Raw genomic sequence first — 19,434 nt, 5'->3', positions numbered from 1 at the left:
TCTTTAAGGAGCTTTAGCGTGATTAGCATTTTCGACATGTTCAAGATCGGCATTGGCCCCTCCAGCTCCCATACGGTCGGCCCGATGAAAGCCGGGAAACAGTTTGTCGATGATTTGGCGGCGCAGGGTCTGTTGCCGTCGGTCACGCGCGTTGCCGTTGACGTTTACGGCTCGCTCTCACTGACCGGCAAAGGCCATCACACCGATATCGCCATCATTATGGGGCTGGCGGGAAACCTGCCGGACAGCGTCGACATCGACGCCATCCCCGCGTTTATCCGCAGCGTGGAGAGCAGCGAACGCCTGCCCCTGGGCCGCGAAGGCCACCCGGTCATCTTCCCCCGCGACGGCGGAATGGTCTTCCGCAGCGATAACCTGCCGCTGCATGAAAACGGCATGACCATCCGCGCCTACGGCGCCGGTGACGCACCGCTGTACAGCAAAACCTATTACTCCATCGGCGGCGGCTTTATCGTTGATGAGGAGCACTTCGGCCAGGAAAACAGCGACGGCGTCACGGTCCCCTACCCGTTCCACTCCGCGCAGGCGCTGCTGGACTATTGTGAAGATACCGGGCTCTCCATCAGCGGGCTGGTAATGAAAAATGAGCTGGCGCTGCACGGCAAAGAGGAGATTTACGCCTACTTCACCGCCATCTGGGACACGATGCAGGCCTGCATCGAGCGCGGACTGAACACCGAAGGCATACTGCCGGGGCCGCTGCGGGTGCCGCGCCGCGCCGCCGCGCTGCGCCGGATGCTGGTCACCAGCGACAAATACTCACGCGATCCGATGAATGTGATCGACTGGGTCAACATGTTTGCCCTGGCGGTCAATGAAGAAAACGCCGCCGGCGGACGCGTCGTCACCGCGCCGACCAACGGTGCCTGCGGCATCGTACCGGCCGTGCTGGCCTACTACGACCACTTTATCGAGCCCGTGACCCCAGACGTCTTCGTACGCTACTTCTTGGCCAGCGGCGCTATCGGCGCCCTGTATAAGATGAACGCCTCGATCTCCGGCGCTGAGGTCGGCTGTCAGGGCGAGGTGGGCGTCGCCTGCTCCATGGCCGCCGCCGGGCTGGCTGAGCTGCTGGGCGGCAGCCCGGTGCAGGTGTGCATCGCCGCGGAGATCGGCATGGAGCACAACCTGGGGCTGACCTGCGATCCGGTCGCCGGTCAGGTACAGGTGCCGTGCATCGAACGCAACGCCATCGCCTCGGTGAAAGCGATCAACGCGGCCCGAATGGCGCTGCAGCGCACCTCCGCGCCGCGCGTCTCCCTGGACAAGGTGATTGAGACCATGTACGAGACCGGCAAAGACATCAACGCCAAGTACCGGGAAACCTCTCGCGGCGGCCTGGCTATCAAGGTGCAGTGCGGCTGAGGCAACGCCGCCGCGGTGATAGCACAGCGGGGGCATTCGCCCCCGCTGTCTTACCCGCTCCCCCTATCGCGCTACGGACGCGCGTCCGGCGCGCCATCGTGCTCGCGGTGGCGATGGTAGCCATCCAGCATGCTACGGAAGATCTGCCCCGGCGTATCCCCCAGCGTACACAGATAGATATGCGCGCACAGGAACATCAGCGCGACCACCGCCAGCAGCATGTGCAGCGTCAGCATCAGCGGCGCCTGTCCGGCGCTAAACTGCGGATAGAGACACAGCAGACCGCTGACCATCAACAGCGGCACCAGCGCATACATGATGGCCAGATAGGCCAGCTGCTGCAGCGGGTTAAACTTGCCCCGGGCATCCGCGATAAAGGGGTGCGCCTCCCCCTTCATGATGCCGAACAGATAGAAGCGCGCCTGGCTCAGGCAGCGCGAGATCAGCCCCCGCCAGCGGACGCGATAATGGCGTCCGTTGCCGCTCAGCAGGTTGATCAGCACAAAGCCGACCCAGGCGACGATCAGCACATAGCCGCACAGCGTATGCAGGGCGACCCACTGCGCCACCGGCCCCAGCGAAAAGTGGCCACACAGCCCGCTCAGCAGCAGCAGAACAAACAGCAGCGCGTTGCTCCAGTGCCAGCTGCGCACCACCGCCGAGTAGAGATACAGCCTCGTTGGTATCCCCGGGGCATGCTTCGGCGCCAGGGCGCAGCGCAGCGCCCCGTGCAGCGCCAGCCCGGCCAGCAGCGCGGCGACCAGCGCCGCCGCCAGCACCAGCCACTGTGGCCAGTAGTCCGGCGTATAGTGTAACTCCGCACCCCAAATGCTGTTCATGCTTGCTCCTCCCGGTGGATCTCTTTACGACGATACAGGCTAACCTCTCCGCTGCGCGCATCCCGCTGGCGATAGACCTCCTCCTGGCCGATCCAGCTCTGCACCTCCGCCGACTCAAGGCGACCGAAGTGCAGCGCATCGGTCGGACAGACCGAGACACAGGCGGGCGCCAGCCCCTCCGACAGGCGGCTGTCGCTGCAGAAGTTGCACTTATCCGCGACGCCGCTGCGCGGATCCAGATAGCGCACGTGGAAAGGACAGGCGGCGACGCAGTAGTCACAGCCGATGCAGCGGGACTTATCGACCTGCACGATCCCGTTATCATCCCGGAAAGAGGCACCGGTCGGACACACGCTGACGCAGGGCGCATCGGCGCAGTGCTGGCACGAGACTCGGACAAAGCGAAAGCGCCCCTCCATCTCCTGCTCCGGCAGATGGATCTGCACCTGCAGCCGACTGTACGCCACAGGCACATCGTTCAGCACCCGGCAGGCGACGGTACAGGCCTGGCAGCCAATGCAGCGTTTCTCGTCATGCAGCATGACGTAGTGGTTGTTGTTCTGATTCATCGACGGCTCCTTCAGGCGCGGCTCAGGGTAACCCCGGCGGTGTGTACCACGGTGCCAGACACCGGGCTGGTTTCATGGGGCAGCAGATTGCCGCAGTGGATCCCGTGGCGGGTGGCCTCCGTACGGGCGCCGGCCTTGGCGCCAAAGCCCATATAGACAAACAGGGTATCGGGGCGGATCGCCGGCGTCACCAGCGCCCGTCCCTTCTCCCGACCGGTCGCGTTTTCCAGCCACACCGTATCGCCGCTGCGGATACCGCGCGCCTGCGCCGTCTGGGGATGCACCCACACCGCGTTGTCCCACATCAGCTCGCTCAACAGCGGCACATACTGCGTCGCACCGTTGGTGTGCACCGCCACCTTGCCCTGAATGAAATAGAGCTGATCCGGCTGCTTAAGGGGCAGGTCGCGAAAGCGCGGGGCGCCATAGCCCGGCAGTAGCGCCTCCAGCGCCGCCGAATAGAGTTCAATACGTCCGCTGGGCGACTTAAAGCGCAGGGCCCCGCCCAGTGTGCCGTCGCTATCCCGCTGCGCCGCCGCCTGAGGGTAGCGCTCGACAAACCGCTCAACCGAAGCCGGCTCGCGCAGCAGCAGCGGCACCCCCCAGCTGAGATATCCCTTTTCGCGCAGCGCGCCGTACAGCGCCCGATCGCCACCCAGCTGAAACAGCTGACGCGTCGCCATCGTCTCCCAGGGGTAGTACTGGCCCAGCCCCAGCGCCTCCCCCAGCTCCTTCCAGATCTGCCAGCTGGGCCGCGCTTCGCCGATGGTCTCCACCACCTGCTGACGCAGCGCATAGGCCGGGTTGAGGCCGGACACATCGCTGACCTCCTCATCGCGCTCCAGATAGGTGCACTCCGGCAGCAGATAGTCGGCATAGGCAGCGCTTTCGCTCAGATACACATCGCAGCTCACCACCAGATCCAGGCTCTCGACGGTTTTGACCAGGTCGGGCCGACAGGTGACGGTCTGAAACGGATTATGACGCGACATAATCCACCCCTTCAGCGGATAAGGCGTCTGCTTCAGCGCGGCATCGATAATGCTTTGCACCACGCCGCCGCTGGCGGTGATATAGGTAAACTGCGGCGCCGTTGCGTCAATACGCGGCGCCTGGATGGATGGCATCCCCTTTACGCCGGGCTTGGCCAGCGTCGGCGCCACCGTCTCGCCGGCCAGCGTGTTATAGACGGAGGCCCCCTTCTTCTGATACAGCCCCCCCTGACGCTCCACGTTACCCAGCAGGGCATTCAGGGTAAAGATCATCCGCCGCATATCGATCTCTTCTTGCGAATAGGTCGCACGGTGGCCCGGATTGACAATGGCGTGGGGCGCACTGGCAGCCAGCTCACGGGTCACCCGTACGATGACCTGCGCCGGGATATCCGAATGCTGCTGCGCCCACGCCGGCGTGGTCTCACTGACCGCCTCCGCTAGCCGATCGAATCCCAGGGTATAGCGATCGACAAAGGCCGCATCGTACAGGCGCTCGGCGATCATCACGTGACACATCGCCATCAGCACCGGCAGGTCGCCGCCGGGGCGGATCGCATGCCATTCATCGGCCTTGCTGGAGAAGACCGACAGCCGCGGATCGAAGCTGACCACCTTGGCGCCCCGCTCCTGCGCCATCATCATTTCATGCGTATCGGCGACCTCGATCCCCTCATACAGATTATGACCGAAGGCCACCATATAGCGGGTATTGACGATGTCCATCGCCAGATCGCCGCCCATCATCACCTTGGCGGCGATCGACTTACCCGCCGGACAGGTCGAGGCATGGGTGAAGGTATTCGGTGAGCCATAGGCGGAGGCCAAATGGAACAGGTGTCCCGAGAGGGAGCCGGACTTGGAGGAAAAGGCCAGGCTTTGCGCGCCGTGCTGCGCCTTGATGGCATTCATCTTTTCAGCGATCTCACGGTAGGCCTGCTGCCAACTGATCGTCTGCCACTCCCCGGCGCCGCGCGGGCCGCTGCGCTTCATCGGCTTGACGATACGCTGCGGATCGTTCACCAGGCTCACCCCGCTGCCGCCGCGGGCGCAGATCCGGGTGCCCTGGTGCGCCGCCTGCGGATTACCCTGAATAAAAACCGTTTTATTATTCACCACCTGCGCCTGGATCGGGCAGCGGAAAGAGCACATCTCACATAGGCTGGGCGTCAGCCTGGCCTTACCTTTTATTTCATCGGGTCGGTTCAACGCCAGCGCCCCGGGCGGAAAACTGCTTAGGGCACATCCACTACAGCCTATTCCAATGCCTTTAAGAAAAGAACGACGACTGATGCTCATATAATCTCCTTTTTATTATACAAAATGATTATAGGGAGAAAATAGCTTTATTATTTGAGCTCATCAGCAAATCAGTAGCGCGCACAAAATTATTTTTCCGGTGCTGAAGCCAACATGATAAATAAATGTAAATATATGTTGCATCGATATATATCAAAGAAATAGATAAATAAAAAATATCATTACCAGATAAAGCAATAATACACAGTAAACGCCGCTAATAGTATAGCGTCTCATTTCTTTATTCCATCGTTCACGCGTCTCTGCCCTGAACGGCGCGCCATGCGCGGCGGGCTGCCGTAGATGCCGGCATACGTCCTCGGATAACGCCCGCGGCGGGGCTTAAAAAAGAGTAGTTCGGCTAACATAAAACGGTTTTGGAGTGGCATATTCAATTAATCGGTACAATTAAGCCAGGGATAATCTGGCGCTGCGCAATATATTTATTGGCATATCCAATAAACCTTTTCGCAACATTTCACCCAAGCGCGATAAAAATAGAAGAGGTGGATTTATGGCATATTCAATAAATAACGATATGGGATCCCATCAACATATTCATGGCAAGGCCAGTACGCCCCCGATAATTCCCCCGCCGTTTACCGCGGCGATCGCGATACCTACGCACCGCGATCGCCGGATATCCCGTTAGCGCACGGCTACGGCAGCACAATATTGCTCTGGCTCAACAGCCCCATCCGCTGATGGACGGCGCAGGCCGCCTCCACGATCGGCATCATCAGCGCCGCGCCGCTGCCCTCCCCCAGGCGCATCTCCATATGCAGATAGGGCGTCAGACCCAGCGCCGCCAGCGCCAGCGCGGCGCCCTTCTCTGCCGAATGGTGAGACGGGATCAGATAGGGGTGCACCCCCGGCGCGATCCGGCAGGCAGCCAACGCCGCGGCATAGGAAAGAAAGCCATCCAGCACCAGCGGAACCCGCGCCGCCGCCGCCCCGATCATCACGCCGGCCATGCCGACCAGATCGAACCCGCCCAGCGCCGCCAGCGTCGCCACGCCGTCTTGGGGATCCGGCGCATTGATACGGATGGCCTGCTCCACCACCGCCACTTTATGGCGCAGGCGATCGGCCGGCAGGTTGGCGCCCAGACCCACCGTCTGCGCCGGCGCGCTGCCGGTCAGCACGCTGACCAGTGCCGCCGCCGGCGTAGTGTTGGCGATGCCCAGCTCGCCTATCCCCAACAGATCGACCCCGGCCTTTGCCTGCGCCATCGCCAGCCTGGCACAGCGCACCAGCAGCTCTTCGGCCTGCGTTCGGGTCATCGCCGGACCCTGTGCAATATTGCCACAGCCCCGCCCCATGCGCATATTGACCGCCTGTGGCAGGGGATCGGCGTCAATGCCGGCATCCACCAGCGTAACGGCGGCGCCGGCCTGCTGCGCCAGCACACACACGCCGGTGATCCCCAGCGCCATATTCTGCGCCTGGATTGCGGTCACCGCCTGCGGCGAAATGGCGACCCCTTCCCGGTATACGCCGTGATCGGCGGCGATAACGAAGATCTGTTTCTTCGTCACGGCCGGCGGCCGCGGCGCAAAGATCCCGGCCAGCTGAACGGCGAGCTGCTCCAGCCGTCCCAGACTGCCGGGGGGCTTCAGTAAACTGTCCTGGCGCCGGCGCGCCTGCGCCTGGGCCGCGTCGTCCAGCGGACGAATGGCGGCGACGATCTCCGCCAACGCCTGTGCATAATGGGTCATCGTTGCGTATCTCTTAAGGTTAATGTCATGCGGGGCGCACCGTTCGCATCATCATGATGACGGCGCCCCGCACGCGTGGGCGCGCATCAGCTGATAGATCCGCGCGATGTCCACATGCTCGCGTAGCGCCGCCGCCAGCGTGTCAAACTGCTGCTCGCGCCAGGCGGGGTAGTTGAGGGTCGGAGCACCGTCCGGCGCCAGCCCCTTACGCTCGCGCAGCGCGTCGAGCAGCGTCCGCGTTAGCGCCGGGGTATCAAACAGCCCATGCAGATAGGTGCCCATCACCAGACCATCGGCGCTGATGGCCCCCTCCTCCCGTTCGTCTGCTGTCCCATTGACCGACAGCAGGCGACAGAATGGGGAACATCCGGTGCCACGCTGGGTCACCCCCATGTGGATCTCATAGCCCGCCAGCGAAATCGCACTGCATCCCGCCCACGGACCGGGCAACCCATCCAGCGCCGCGCCCCGCACCTGTGCGGTGGTCTTCTCCCGGGCAAACCAGGTTTCGCAGTCCAGCAGCCCCAGGCCGCTCATGGCCGCCTGCGCCGACTCCACGCCATCAACGATCCGCCGTCCCAGCATCTGGTAGCCGCCGCAGATGCCCAGAATCGGCGTACCGGACTGACGGGCGCAGAGGATCTGATGGGCTAGGCCGCAGTCGCGCAGATAGCGCAGATCGGCCAGCGTGCTTTTGCTGCCCGGCAGAATCAGCAGGTCCGGCTGACCAATCTCATCGTGCTCAGTGACATAGCGCAGGGCAACGTCCGGCTGGGCATTCAGCGGCGAGAAGTCGGTAAAGTTAGCGATATAGGGGAGCTGCAGCACCGCGATATCCAGCGCCCGCCCCGCCGCGTGACGGTACTTGCCGCGCTGCAGCGCCACGCCGTCCTCGTCGTCCAAATCGAGCGTCAGCCACGGCACGACCCCCAGCACCGGCACGCCGGTAAGGGACTCTATCTGGCGCAGGCCTGGGGTCAGCAGGCTAACGTCACCGCGAAACTTATTGATGATGACCCCCTTGACCCGCGCGCGCTCCTGCGGCGTCAACAGCGCCAGAGTGCCATAGATGGCGGCGAACACGCCGCCGCGATCGATATCGGCCACCAGCAGCACCGGCGCGTCGATCGCCTCCGCCATTCCCATATTGACGATATCGCGATCGCGCAGATTGATCTCCGCCGGACTGCCCGCCCCCTCCAGCACCATGATGTCGACTTGGCTGGCCAACTCGCGGTAGACCTGCGCCACCTGCTCTAGCAGCCGGGGCTTGTAGCGGTGATAGTGGACGGCGTCCATATCCTGCAGCACCCGCCCCATCAGCACCACCTGGGCATGACAATCGCTGGTGGGCTTAAGCAGGATCGGGTTCATCCGTACGTCCGGGGCGATGTTGGCGGCCTCGGCCTGCATCATCTGCGCCCGCCCCATCTCACCGCCGTCGGCGGTGATCCCGGAGTTCAGCGCCATATTCTGTGACTTAAACGGCGCCACCCGGTAGCCATCCTGGGAAAACACCCGGCACAGCCCGGCGCACAGAACGCTTTTCCCCGCGTCGGAGGCGGTGCCCTGTATCATGATCGATAGAGTCATTCTCCCTCCCCCTGGGTGCGCGGCGGCCAGCCGGTCAAGGCCGGGTTAGCGCTGGCGCCGAACCGTCGCATTCTCATCGTCGTTTACCCCATAAAAAAACCGCCGAAGCGAGTTGACCCTCCGCCGCGCGAACGGCGCTCTGCGGCGCCGGCCGCCCCTGCGCCTCTCACCGGAGGGCATTGCGCCGCTATGTCATGACGGCCGGTATTCTGGCTTGGACTCACGCGTGCCCGCGCCTTCCCCCTGGCGATCGGTGGCCTTCGGCGAAGTCGCGCCGCCTTCCCGAACGCATCGCAGCGATAAACCGCCGTGCGCCTACGGCGCGCTTGCAGAAAGGCGCCCGAAGCGCATAAATTACAGCAAAATCATCAAAAGAGTAGCCTTACCCCTCATTGAAGGAGCTGATGGACAGACAAACGGCGCCCCGTGCGCAGAATGTATCCGATCAGGGGCGTCCCATTAACCGAGGGCGCCGGCACCCGCCGTGACGACGATGCGGGGCGCCGGCCTCCCTTTTGGAGCACCGCGATGTTACACAGCCAGCACGGCGGCGACGTTATCGGCGTCGCAGAGCACCTAGGCGTCAGCGCGCTCAGTCTCACCGACTTTAGCGCCAACATTAACCCCCTCGGCATGCCCGACAGCCTACGCCAGGCCCTGAGTGACCACCTAGCGTTGGCTCAGCCCTATCCCGACATTGAATACCGCGCGCTGCACCGTGCTCTGGCCGCCCATCACGGCGTTGACGCCGGATGGATCGTCGCCGGCAACGGCGAGACGGAGCTGATTTTTGCCCTGGCCGATGCCCTGCGTCCGCGGCGCGCCCTGCTGCTGACGCCCGGCTTCGCCGAATACCGTCGTGCGCTGCAGCGGGTGGGCTGCACCATTCAGACCCACTCGCTCAAGGCCGAGAATGGATTTCAGGTGGATGCGGATCTGCTGGCGGCGCTGACGGCCGATCTGGACTGCCTCTTCATCTGTACTCCCAATAACCCGACCGGCCTCACCCCCGATCCTGCGCTGCTGCTGGCGCTGGCGGAGCGCTGCCAGCGCCTGGGCATCCGTCTGATCGTCGATGAGGCCTTCTGGGACTTTATCGCCGATCAGGCGGGGATGATCCCGCAGCTGGCGCGCTTTCCCTGTCTCTGCGTACTGCGTTCCCTGACCAAGTTTTACGCCATCGCCGGACTGCGCCTGGGCTACCTGCTGAGCGCCGATGCGTCACTGACCGCGCGGCTGCGGGCGCGACAGATGCCCTGGAGCATCAATGCCTTCGCCGCACTGGCCGGCGAGGTCGTGCTGCGCGACCGCGTCTATCAGCAGGCCACCCACCGCTGGCTGGCGCAGGAGCGCCCTTTTCTGCACTCGGCGCTGGCGGCGCTGCCGTCGCTTCAGGTGTGGCCCGGCCGCGCCAACTATCTGTTTCTGCGCTGCGATCGTCCGCAGCTCTGCCTGCAGCAGGCCCTGCTGCCCCACGGCCTACTGATCCGCCGCTGCGCCGACTACCCGGGGCTGGACTCGCGCTACTACCGGGTTTGCGTGCGCCTGCGCCCCGACAACCTGCGGCTGATCGCCGCCCTGCGCGCCTGCCTCAGCGCAGGCTAGCGCCGCGCTGAGTCAGGCCAAGCGGGGCTCTCTCCATGCCCCCGGCCCGCGGCGGCGCCGTCATCTGGGACGCGCCGATCGCGGCAGAGTGTAACCTTACGCACTTGACAGCGTGCGGTTGCGCAACGAAACCGGCCTTTGCGCACCCTTTTTTCATCATTGCGCGCTCGGTCTCCAAATTCGTTGTCTTTCTTGCGGTTAAATACGTATAATACCCGGCGTCAATTTTGTTGAATGGTTTCAGCCCTTGATTCGTCGCAGCGCCTACTACATAACAACGCGGCCTTTGCACTGGTCACCTCCCCACGGGCACGCATTTTTTGCCCCGGCACGTCGGCTGTCGCCTATTCTTCTTAGTAGTTCTATTTTCGCATCACCTGTTTTACCCCCTGTCCTCCCAGCCACTGGCGGTGGGAGTAAGCTTTTTCCAATCCATCACAACTTGCAGAAATGAATGTCATGAAAAAGACCAAAATCGTATGCACCATCGGTCCGAAGACCGAATCCGAAGAGATGCTGGGTAAACTGCTGAACGCAGGCATGAACGTAATGCGTCTGAACTTCTCCCACGGTGACTATGAAGAACACGGCCAGCGCATCAAAAACCTGCGCGCTGTCATGGAGAAGACCGGCCAGAAAGCCGCTATCCTGCTGGACACCAAGGGCCCGGAAATCCGCACCATGAAGCTGGAAGGCGGCAATGACGTCTCCCTGACCGCCGGCCAGACCTTCACCTTCACCACCGACCAGAGCGTCATCGGCAACAGCGACCGCGTCGCCGTCACCTACCCGGGCTTCGCCGCCGACCTGCGCATCGGCAACACCGTGCTGGTGGACGATGGCCTGATCGGCATGGAAGTGACCGATGTCACCGAAAGCACCGTGGTGTGCAAGGTTCTGAACAACGGCGACCTGGGCGAGAACAAAGGCGTTAACCTGCCGGGCGTTTCCATCCAGCTGCCGGCGCTGGCCGAAAAAGACAAGCGCGACCTGATCTTTGGCTGCGAACAGGGCGTTGACTTCGTCGCCGCTTCTTTCATCCGTAAGCGCGCCGACGTGCTGGAAATCCGTGAGCACCTGAAGGCCCACGGCGGTGAGCAGATCCAGATCATCTCCAAGATCGAAAACCAGGAAGGCCTGAACAACTTCGACGAAATCCTGGAAGCCTCCGACGGCATCATGGTTGCCCGTGGCGATCTGGGCGTGGAAATCCCGGTAGAAGAGGTTATCTTCGCGCAGAAGATGATGATCGAAAAATGCAACCGCGCCCGCAAAGTGGTCATCACCGCGACCCAGATGCTGGACTCCATGATCAAAAACCCGCGTCCGACCCGTGCGGAAGCCGGTGACGTTGCCAACGCCATCCTCGACGGCACCGACGCCGTCATGCTGTCCGGCGAAAGCGCCAAGGGTAAGTACCCGCTGGAGGCCGTCGGCATCATGGCGACCATCTGTGAGCGTACCGATCGCGTCATGCAGAGCCGTATCGATACCCTGCACGACTCACGCAAGCTGCGCATCACCGAAGCGGTATGCCGCGGCGCGGTAGAGACCGCCGAGAAGCTGGATGCCCCGCTGATCGTCGTTGCCACCGCCGGTGGCAAATCCGCCAAGGCCATCCGTAAATACTTCCCGGATGCGATGATCCTGGCCCTGACCACCAACCCGGTCACCGCCCGCCAGCTGATCCTGAGCAAAGGCGTCATCCCGATGATGGTCAAAGAGATCGCCTCTACCGACGATTTCTACCGCATCGGTAAAGATGCCGCCCTGGAAAGCGGCCTGGCTCAGAAAGGCGACGTCGTGGTCATGGTTTCCGGCGCGCTGGTACCGAGTGGCACCACCAACACCGCGTCAGTACACGTGCTCTGATAGCACAAAAATAATTAAATTCAAGCGCCGCTCTGCGGCGCTTTTTTTATCCTGGTACAACATTTTTATCTCTTGAATTGATATTATTAATAGAATTAACTGAATAGTGAAATAAGAGGATTCCAATAGAAGCGACCTGTTTTGTCTCTCTTTTTTAACCTTCCCGCAAAACAAGGTGGTTCTTTGAGCGAACGATCAAAATAAAACGCTTTAGCATGAAAAATTTATTCTCTTTAGAAAATGGTTTGTGTAATACTTGTAACGCTACATGGAGATTAACTCAATCTAGAGGGTTTTATAATGAATCGTACTAAACTGGTACTGGGCGCTGTTATCCTGGGTTCTACTCTGCTGGCTGGCTGCTCTTCCAACGCTAAAATCGACCAGCTGTCCTCTGACGTTCAGACTCTGAACACCAAAGTTGACCAGCTGTCTTCTGACGTGAACGCAATGCGCGCTGACGTTCAGGCTGCTAAAGACGACGCAGCTCGCGCTAACCAGCGTCTGGACAACATGGCTCACGCTTACAAGAAATAAGATTTCTTGAGCTGAGCGAAAAAGGCGCACCTCGGTGCGCCTTTTTTATTTCTATCGCTCCCTTCAGCGCCAGCGTTCAACGTATCCAGTCCCCGCACGCCACAGGGCGCTCTGCGCCACGCAGCGACACGCCGAAAAAAGGGAGGCTGCCCTCCCCTTAGGATACACCACGCGCCCCTAGCCCCCTTAGCGGCCGTTTAATACCGCCTCGGGGAGCGCAGCGTCGATCGGCGCCGGCGCGCTAGTACTAGTAGATGCCGGCGTAGTCACCGGAGCCGGCGCGCTAGCCGCTGCCTGCGTGGTCACCGCAGCCCCGTCGTTGACCGGCACGGCATGGCTCACCAGCACCGGCATCCCGGAGCGGCGCGCCATCGCCCCCTCAAACGCCGCGCGATCCGTCAGCGGACTGGCGGCGAAGGCGGACAGCCGGCCGTTCAGCGCGATCGGCATCGTCTGCGGATCGTCACGCTCGGAGCGCGACAGCGGCTGGTGCACCTCCACGTAGCGTTTACCGTCCGGCTCCACCGACGTCTTCACCGGCTGATTGACGATCTGTACTCGGGTACCGCCTGGTACGCTGCGAAACAGCGCTTCGATATCATCCGGGCGCAGGCGGATACAGCCGGAGCTGACCCGCATACCGATGCCAAAGTCGGCGTTGGTGCCGTGGATCAGATAGACCCCGCCCTGGGCGGCCAGGCGCAGCGCAAAGCGCCCCATCGGGTTATCCGGCCCGGCGGGCATTACCGCCGGCAGAGTGATCCCCTGTGCCTGATAGTTGCGGCGGATATTGGCGGTCGGCGTCCAGGTCGGATCCTTGATATGCTGAGAGACCCGGGTCACCATCTCCGGCGTATTGCGCCCCAGCTGACCGATGCCGATCGGATACACCTCCACCCGATTCTCTCCCGGCGGATAGTAAAACAGGCGCAGCTCGGCAAGATTGATCACGATCCCCTCGCGCGGCGCGTCCGGCAACAGCATCTGGGCCGGGATGATCAGCTCGCTGCCCGGCCGGGGCAGGAAGGGATCCACCCCGGGATTGGCCTCCAGCATCCCCAGCAGCCCTATCTGAAAGCGTGCAGCGGTCGCTTCCAGCGGTTTGCCATCGCGAGGAACGGTGTGGATGAAGTTTTCGCCGATGAGGCGGCTGTCCGTCGCCGGTAATGGATAGTCCGCCGCGTGGGCGCCGCTCCCTGCCGCCATCCATAGCGACAGCACAAGGCTTACTGCAGTCAGTGCACGTTTCATGCTGGGTTCCCGATCTGTTCTGTGTCCACCGACGCCGCCGCGCCGGATACCGGCCTGAGGCGATAGCCGCAGGCGCTCTACATAAATATTAATATTTACTTACGTAATGGCAATTTATTCTGCCAGCATTGCTCTAAATAATTCTGCAATTTACACTTGTTTTCAAATGATTACTAAAATATAGCCGGAGAAATCCCCGGCGGCCTCCGCGCGTGGGGAACCACGGGAGAGAATGCGGCGGAGGATCTGTTACCGGCGCGCGCACAGCCAAAAACGTCAGTTTTGACCTTCTGAGATGAAATGAGGCGCCTGAGGGGAGATGAGGCCTGTTTTTATCGCTATTACAGACGCGGAATGAAATAAAACGTTATTTTTTTCTTTATTCTGAGCGCCTATTTACGCGGGATAGTCAGGGAAAATAGGTTAAATATGCTTTTTACTTAAATAAGCATAATAGAATGGCCATGGCACGCTTATTTTAGCGCCATGGCCCGGCGCGGAAAATATCGCCACCTCGCAATACCGGCTAGTGCTGTACGATATACAGCTGCTGGCTGTAGGCGACATCCTCCGGGTTATTGATGGGATATCCCTTTACCCAAGGCTTAATCAGCCGGGCATTGGTGTATTGGTACAGCGGGGCGATCGGCGCCGCCTCCGCTAGCATGCGCTCTGCCTGCTGGTAGATGGCGCTGCGCTTCTGCCCGTTCCCCTCCCGCGCGGCCTGCTGCAGCAGCGCATCGTATCCCGGCTGGCTAAAGCCGCTTAGATTGCCGCTGTGGCGACTCCCCAGCAGCCCCAGAAAGCTAGAGGCCTCGTTGTAGTCGGCAATCCACGACGCCCGCACCACGTCGAACTGGCCGCTGTTACGACTATCGACGTAGGTTTTCCACTCCTGGTTAGTCAGCTTGACCTGCACCCCCAGGTTCTTCTTCCACATCGATGCCACGGCGATGGCAATTTTCTGGTGATTCTCCGCCGTGTTATACAGCAGCGTCAGCCGGAGCGGCCGCGATGGCCCGTAGCCCGCCTCGCGCAGCCAGGCCCGCGCCTGACGGTTACGCTCCGCCTGGCTCATCCGCTGCATCGGCAGCGGCTGCGGCACCACGCCGTCGGTCACATCCGGTGTCAACCGGTAGGCGGGCTTCTCTCCGCTGCCTACCACCTTGCCGGCGATGATCTCGCGATCGATGGCATAGGAGAGCGCACGCCGCACCCGTGCATCGTTCAGCGGGGCCCGGCGGGTATTGAACGCATAGTAGTAGGTGCCCAGCTGAACCGGAGTGAATACCTCGCCGGGGATGCGCTTTTTCAGCGTCTGATACAGGTTTTTCGGGAAAGATTCAGTGATATCCAGATCCCCGGCCAGATAGCGTTTGGTCGCCGCGCTCTCCTGGTTTATCGGAACAAAGGTCACCCTCGTCAGCTGGGTCTGGGCGTGATCCCAGTAATAGGGGTTCGGCGTCAGCACGATATGCTCGTTGACCACCCGCTGCGCCAGCTGGAAAGCGCCGTTGCCCACCAGGTTGCCCGGGCGTGTCCACGCCTGACCGTAGCGCTCGACCACCTTCTGCGGCTGCGGGAATAGACTGAAATGGGCGCACAGCTGTGGAAAATAGGGCAGCGGACGGTTCAGCTGCACCACCAGCGTACGGGCGTCCGGAGCCGCCACGCCCAGCCGATCGGGGGGCAGCTGACCGCTGACGATCTCCGCGGCGTTGGCGATCCCCGCCGTCTCGGCAAACCAGGCAAAGGGGGAATGGGTCTGCGGATCGACCAGTCGCCGCCAGGCATAGACAAAGTCATAGGCTGTCACGGCATCGCCGTTGGACCAGCGCGCCGTATCGCGCAGCTGAAAGACATAGCGCTGCTGATCCTTACTGTGCCAGGCGACAGCCACGCCGGGTTGGACGCTGCCGTCCGGCCCCTGGTTCACCAACCCCTCAAACAGATCGCGCAGTACCTGTGCCTCCGTCAAGCCGACGGCGGCGACGGGATCCAGCGACACCGGCTCATCCTTCAGATGGCGTACCACGGTCTGCGTCTCGGCCAGAACTGTGCCCGGCGGCACCTGCGCCGCTAGGACGCCCTGACTTCCGACTACGACCCCAATGGCCACCGCGGCGGCCAGACGAAAAAGCTGCATCGTTCACTATCCTGTGTTGGTCACTCTACCCGTAGGGCGCCCGGTCGGCACCATGCCCCTACTCTGCCTGAAGCGCACATTCATCACCACTTTTAATTATTGCCGGGCGGAACCGCTACACAATGAAACAAATTTTTAACATAAATCATCTGTTCACCGCGCAGTAATTGGCATACACTGACCCATTGTTAACAATACGTAAACAAGAGGGAGCATTTATGACGCAGACTGTTTTATTCCGTGGCACACCGGTCACGCTCAGCGGTCACTTTCCACGCCCCGGCGAAGCGGCGCAGCCGTTTTCCCTGGTCTCGAAAGATCTGGCGGATCTGAGCCTGGCAAGCTTTGGTCAGCAGCGTAAAATTCTCAATATTTTCCCCAGCATTGACACCGGTGTCTGCGCCACCTCGGTGCGGCGCTTCAACCAGCTGGCCGCCGAGGCCGCCAACGCCGTCGTGCTGTGCATCTCCGCCGACCTACCTTTCGCCCAGGCGCGCTTCTGCGGCGCCGAAGGGCTGAATAACGTGATTACCCTGTCCACCCTGCGCGGCGGCGAGTTCAAGCAGGCGTATGGCGTGGCGATCGCAGAGGGACCGCTGGCCGGGCTGACGGCCCGCGCGGTGGTGATTTTGGATGGTGAGAATCGGGTGATTTACAGCCAGCTGGTAGCGGAGATCGCCGACGAGCCGGACTACGAGGCCGCCCTGGCCGCGCTGAGGTAACGCCTGGACAGACGCCGTAGTGCGGGCCGCGCTACGGCGTCGAACGCCCTTTACTCCCCCTGGTGGGGATCGGCCTCTTGGTGACGGCGGCTGCTTAGCCCGTATTCGCGCAGCTTGTTGGCGATGGCGGTATGGGAAACGCCCAGCCGTTTTGCCAGCTTACGGGTGCTCGGGTAGTTACGGTACAGGCGGGTCAGCACCGAGCGTTCAAAGCGCTTGCAAATCTCATCCAACGAACCGTCCAGCACCTCGTCGCCCAGCGCCATCTCAGCCTCAAACTCCGGCAGCACAATGTCCTGCGGGCGCAGCTCGTAGCCCTGTAGCTGCGTCAGGGCACGGTACACGGCGTTCTTCAGCTGACGAACGTTGCCCGGCCAGCCATACTGGCTGAGAAACGCGCTCAGCTCCGGCGCCAGCTTAGGCCGCGGCATCCCCTGCTCGTCGGCAAAGCGCGCGACAAACAGCTCCGTCAGCGGCATGATATCCTGCGTGCGTTCGCGCAGCGGCGGCAGGTTGAGGGTTAATACGTTGAGGCGATAGTAGAGATCCTCGCGGAACAGCCCCCGCTGCACCAGATCGATCAGGTTCTTCTGGGTCGCGCAGATCACCCTCACGTCGACGCGCACCTCGTGCTCCTCGCCGACGCGGCGGAAGGTGCCATCATTGAGGAAGCGCAGCAACTTGGCCTGCATGCGCGGCGACATCTCGCCGATCTCATCCAGCAGTACGGTGCCGCCGTTGGCCTGCTCAAAGAAGCCCTTCTTGCCTTCCAGCGCGTTGGGATAGGCTCCCGGCGCATGGCCGAACAGTTCACTCTCCGCCACTTCGTCGGGCAGCGCAGCGCAGTTCAGAGCCAGGAACGGCTTTTTGCCGCGCGGGCTGCGCAGATGGCAGGCGCGAGCCAGCACATCCTTGCCGGTGCCGGTCTCGCCGACCAGCAGCAGCGGCGCATCCAGCATCGCCAGCTTACGCGCCTGCTCCAGCAACTGACGCATCTTGGAGCTGACGCCGATGATATGGTCGAACTCGCTGTTGTCGTTAACCGCCAGATTCTGCAGCTGGCGCCCCATGCGCACCGCCGACTTCAGCACCACCACCGCGCCAACCGGGGTGCGGTGCGTCTGTTTGCTGTCATCCAAATAGATGGGCATGATATCCATCAGGTAATCCTGACCACGGATCACCACCTTCTCGCTGTGCGGCGCGACGTCATCGTCCTCCAGCCAGCGCATAAAGTTGTAGCCGCCGATCAGCGTCGCCGCGGTCTGGTGGCAGATTTTCTCCTCGCTGGTGGCAAACAGGGAGAGCGCCGCCTGGTTGGCCAGCTCGACCTTGCCCTTCATGTCGATGGAGAAGACCGGCTCCGGCAGCGACTCCAGCAGCGCCCACATGGCCCGGTGCTCACGCTCGGAGGGCATAAACGGCACGGTCCGGACGTCGGTTACCCCGCTGATGCGGCGGATCTCCGCCATCAGCTGACGGAACACCTCAAAATCCAGCTCATTGAAGTTCAGATAAATTCGCCCGATGGTATCAATCTCAATACCGCGCAGATCAATATTTCGGGCGGCGAGAAGATCCAGCAGTTCACGCGTTAGACCGATACGATCTTCACAAAAAACTTCCAGACGCATTAGTTTTGACCTTACTCTGCTTATGCTGCGTGTGTACGCGAAAAACAGCCGTTGTTTGCCCAAACCACCAGCACAGCGGCTGAAGCTATTACCTGTCACCCAAAGTTGACAGATTTTTCTGTTATATGCCAGTCATCTTCCCCGATTTTCATCGGTTGATGAGCGCCGTTGACCTACGTCGAGCGCCCCATCGCGGGTGTGGACGCCGCAGACGTCGGGCTGCCATGGGCGTAAGCCAACGCGTACAGCATCTTACCACACATTTATCATACATTTTAGCCGAAGATCGCGGAAGGCTGGCATAGGTCATGCATCCATGCGCATGGCCATACCCTGCGCCAAGGTTGCGGTATACAATCGGATCCCCTTTGCCACGCATCCGGAGCTACCATGTCATCCTCTCTGTTTGTCACCCCGCAGTGGCTGGCCGCCCACCTGGCGGATCAGGATATTCAGCTGCTCGACGCCCGTCTGGCCCCCCGGGGCCGCGCACCGATCCCGTCGCCCGCGTCGAGCCGGAGCGCCTCCCCGGCGCCCTGCGCTTTGATATCGATGCCCTGTCCGACCACGCCAGTCCGCTGCCCCACATGCTGCCGTCCGCCGCCGATTTTGGCGCCGCCATGCGGGCGCTGGGCGTCGACAGCCGGCGCCATCTGGTGATCTACGATGACGGTACGCTGTTCAGCGCTCCGCGCGCCTGGTGGATGCTGCGGGCCTTCGGCGCGCAGCGTGTCTCGCTGCTCGCCGGTGGGCTGGCTGCCTGGCAACGTCTGGGACTTCCTCTGCGGCCGGCGGCGCAGGCCATCACCCCGCAGGGTCACTTCCCTGCTCAGTTGGATACCCGCCGCCTGCGCAGCGCCGCGCAGGTGTTGGACGCGCTGGGGGATAGCCATACACAACTCATCGATGCCCGGGCCGCCGCCCGCTTCCGCGGCGCGGCGCCGGAGCCACGCCTCGGCCTGCGCAGCGGCCACATTCCCGGCAGCCATAACCTGCCGTGGGACAGCGTCGTGCGGGACGGCGCCCTCAAGACGCCGGAAGAGTTGCGGACGCTGTTCAGGCAGGCCGGTATTGACCTGCAGCGCCCGATTATCGCCAGCTGTGGCTCCGGCGTCACCGCCGCGGTGCTGCTGCTGGCGCTGGCGGCGCTGGGCATTGAGGAGACGGCGCTGTACGACGGCGCCTGGAGCGAATGGGGGGCAGACGATACGCTGCCCATTGCGCGATAACCCGGCTATGCTGACGAGGGTCAGCCGGAGCCCGCCGGGGCA

Annotated in this window: 13 protein-coding genes and 1 pseudogene; 6 read left to right on the top strand and 8 right to left on the bottom strand. The window is 62.0% G+C overall.

All coding sequences use genetic code 11. The features are described 5' to 3' along the window. Nucleotides 1–18: 18 nt before the first annotated feature. Nucleotides 19–1,386: an L-serine ammonia-lyase gene (locus QY76_RS11050; protein ID WP_034163344.1), complete on the top strand. Its 1,368-nt coding sequence runs from the start codon at nucleotides 19–21 to the stop codon at nucleotides 1,384–1,386. Between the two features lie 71 nt (nucleotides 1,387–1,457). Here QY76_RS11050 and phsC read toward each other — a convergent pair whose 3' ends face one another. The 5 genes from phsC to QY76_RS11025 all read right to left on the bottom strand — a co-directional run bounded on the left by phsC (nucleotide 1,458) and on the right by QY76_RS11025 (nucleotide 8,396). After that, complete coding sequence (gene phsC, locus QY76_RS11045) at nucleotides 1,458–2,225, bottom strand: thiosulfate reductase cytochrome B subunit (RefSeq protein WP_034163343.1); 768 nt, start codon at nucleotides 2,223–2,225, stop codon at nucleotides 1,458–1,460. Further along, complete coding sequence (locus tag QY76_RS11040; RefSeq protein ID WP_034163342.1) at nucleotides 2,222–2,794, bottom strand: 4Fe-4S dicluster domain-containing protein; 573 nt, start codon at nucleotides 2,792–2,794, stop codon at nucleotides 2,222–2,224. Before QY76_RS11040 ends, phsC begins: the two co-directional genes overlap by 4 nt. Nucleotides 2,795–2,805: 11 nt before the next feature. Further along, nucleotides 2,806–5,085 (bottom strand): thiosulfate reductase PhsA, encoded by a 2,280-nt coding sequence (phsA, locus tag QY76_RS11035; protein ID WP_045427931.1) that lies wholly within the window; start codon nucleotides 5,083–5,085, stop codon nucleotides 2,806–2,808. A 659-nt stretch (nucleotides 5,086–5,744) separates the two neighbouring features. Next, nucleotides 5,745–6,803, bottom strand: a complete 1,059-nt coding sequence (gene cobT / locus QY76_RS11030; RefSeq protein WP_034163340.1) for a nicotinate-nucleotide--dimethylbenzimidazole phosphoribosyltransferase — start codon at nucleotides 6,801–6,803, stop codon at nucleotides 5,745–5,747. Nucleotides 6,804–6,854: 51 nt separating this feature from the next. Then, nucleotides 6,855–8,396 carry a cobyric acid synthase gene (locus tag QY76_RS11025; protein ID WP_034163339.1) on the bottom strand — a complete coding sequence of 514 codons (1,542 nt, stop codon included), beginning with the start codon at nucleotides 8,394–8,396 and terminating at the stop codon, nucleotides 6,855–6,857. A 528-nt stretch (nucleotides 8,397–8,924) separates the two neighbouring features. Between QY76_RS11025 and cobD the strand changes: the two genes are divergently transcribed. The 3 genes from cobD (at nucleotide 8,925) to QY76_RS11005 (ending at nucleotide 12,410) form a co-directional block, all read left to right on the top strand. Next, nucleotides 8,925–10,001: a threonine-phosphate decarboxylase CobD gene (gene cobD, locus QY76_RS11020; protein ID WP_034163457.1), complete on the top strand. Its 1,077-nt coding sequence runs from the start codon at nucleotides 8,925–8,927 to the stop codon at nucleotides 9,999–10,001. Between the two features lie 459 nt (nucleotides 10,002–10,460). Then, nucleotides 10,461–11,873, top strand: coding sequence for a pyruvate kinase PykF (pykF, locus tag QY76_RS11010; protein ID WP_034163337.1), 1,413 nt, complete (start codon nucleotides 10,461–10,463; stop codon nucleotides 11,871–11,873). Nucleotides 11,874–12,173: 300 nt separating this feature from the next. Next, nucleotides 12,174–12,410, top strand: a complete 237-nt coding sequence (locus QY76_RS11005; protein ID WP_005285548.1) for a major outer membrane lipoprotein — start codon at nucleotides 12,174–12,176, stop codon at nucleotides 12,408–12,410. A 186-nt stretch (nucleotides 12,411–12,596) separates the two neighbouring features. Here QY76_RS11005 and QY76_RS11000 read toward each other — a convergent pair whose 3' ends face one another. Further along, nucleotides 12,597–13,661 (bottom strand): L,D-transpeptidase family protein, encoded by a 1,065-nt coding sequence (locus QY76_RS11000; RefSeq protein WP_034163336.1) that lies wholly within the window; start codon nucleotides 13,659–13,661, stop codon nucleotides 12,597–12,599. Nucleotides 13,662–14,187: 526 nt separating this feature from the next. Then, entirely contained in the window at nucleotides 14,188–15,807 is a 1,620-nt protein-coding gene (locus QY76_RS10995) for an ABC transporter substrate-binding protein (RefSeq protein ID WP_045428193.1), read from the bottom strand. A gap of 218 nt (nucleotides 15,808–16,025) precedes the next feature. Here QY76_RS10995 and tpx point away from each other — a divergent pair, with 218 nt between their 5' ends. Further along, nucleotides 16,026–16,529, top strand: a complete 504-nt coding sequence (tpx, locus tag QY76_RS10990) for a thiol peroxidase (RefSeq protein WP_034163334.1) — start codon at nucleotides 16,026–16,028, stop codon at nucleotides 16,527–16,529. Nucleotides 16,530–16,579: 50 nt separating this feature from the next. Here tpx and tyrR read toward each other — a convergent pair whose 3' ends face one another. Continuing rightward, a complete protein-coding gene (gene tyrR / locus QY76_RS10985; RefSeq protein WP_034163333.1) occupies nucleotides 16,580–18,163 on the bottom strand; it encodes a transcriptional regulator TyrR in 1,584 nt (527 codons plus the stop codon). Between the two features lie 390 nt (nucleotides 18,164–18,553). Here tyrR and sseA point away from each other — a divergent pair. Continuing rightward, nucleotides 18,554–19,392 (top strand): annotated as a pseudogene (gene sseA / locus QY76_RS10980) (3-mercaptopyruvate sulfurtransferase). Nucleotides 19,393–19,434: the final 42 nt, after the last annotated feature.

The sequence above is a fragment of the Edwardsiella sp. EA181011 genome (assembly GCF_000800725.1).
Lineage (GTDB): Bacteria > Pseudomonadota > Gammaproteobacteria > Enterobacterales > Enterobacteriaceae > Edwardsiella > Edwardsiella anguillarum.
This window is presented reverse-complemented; position numbering and strand designations above follow the sequence as displayed.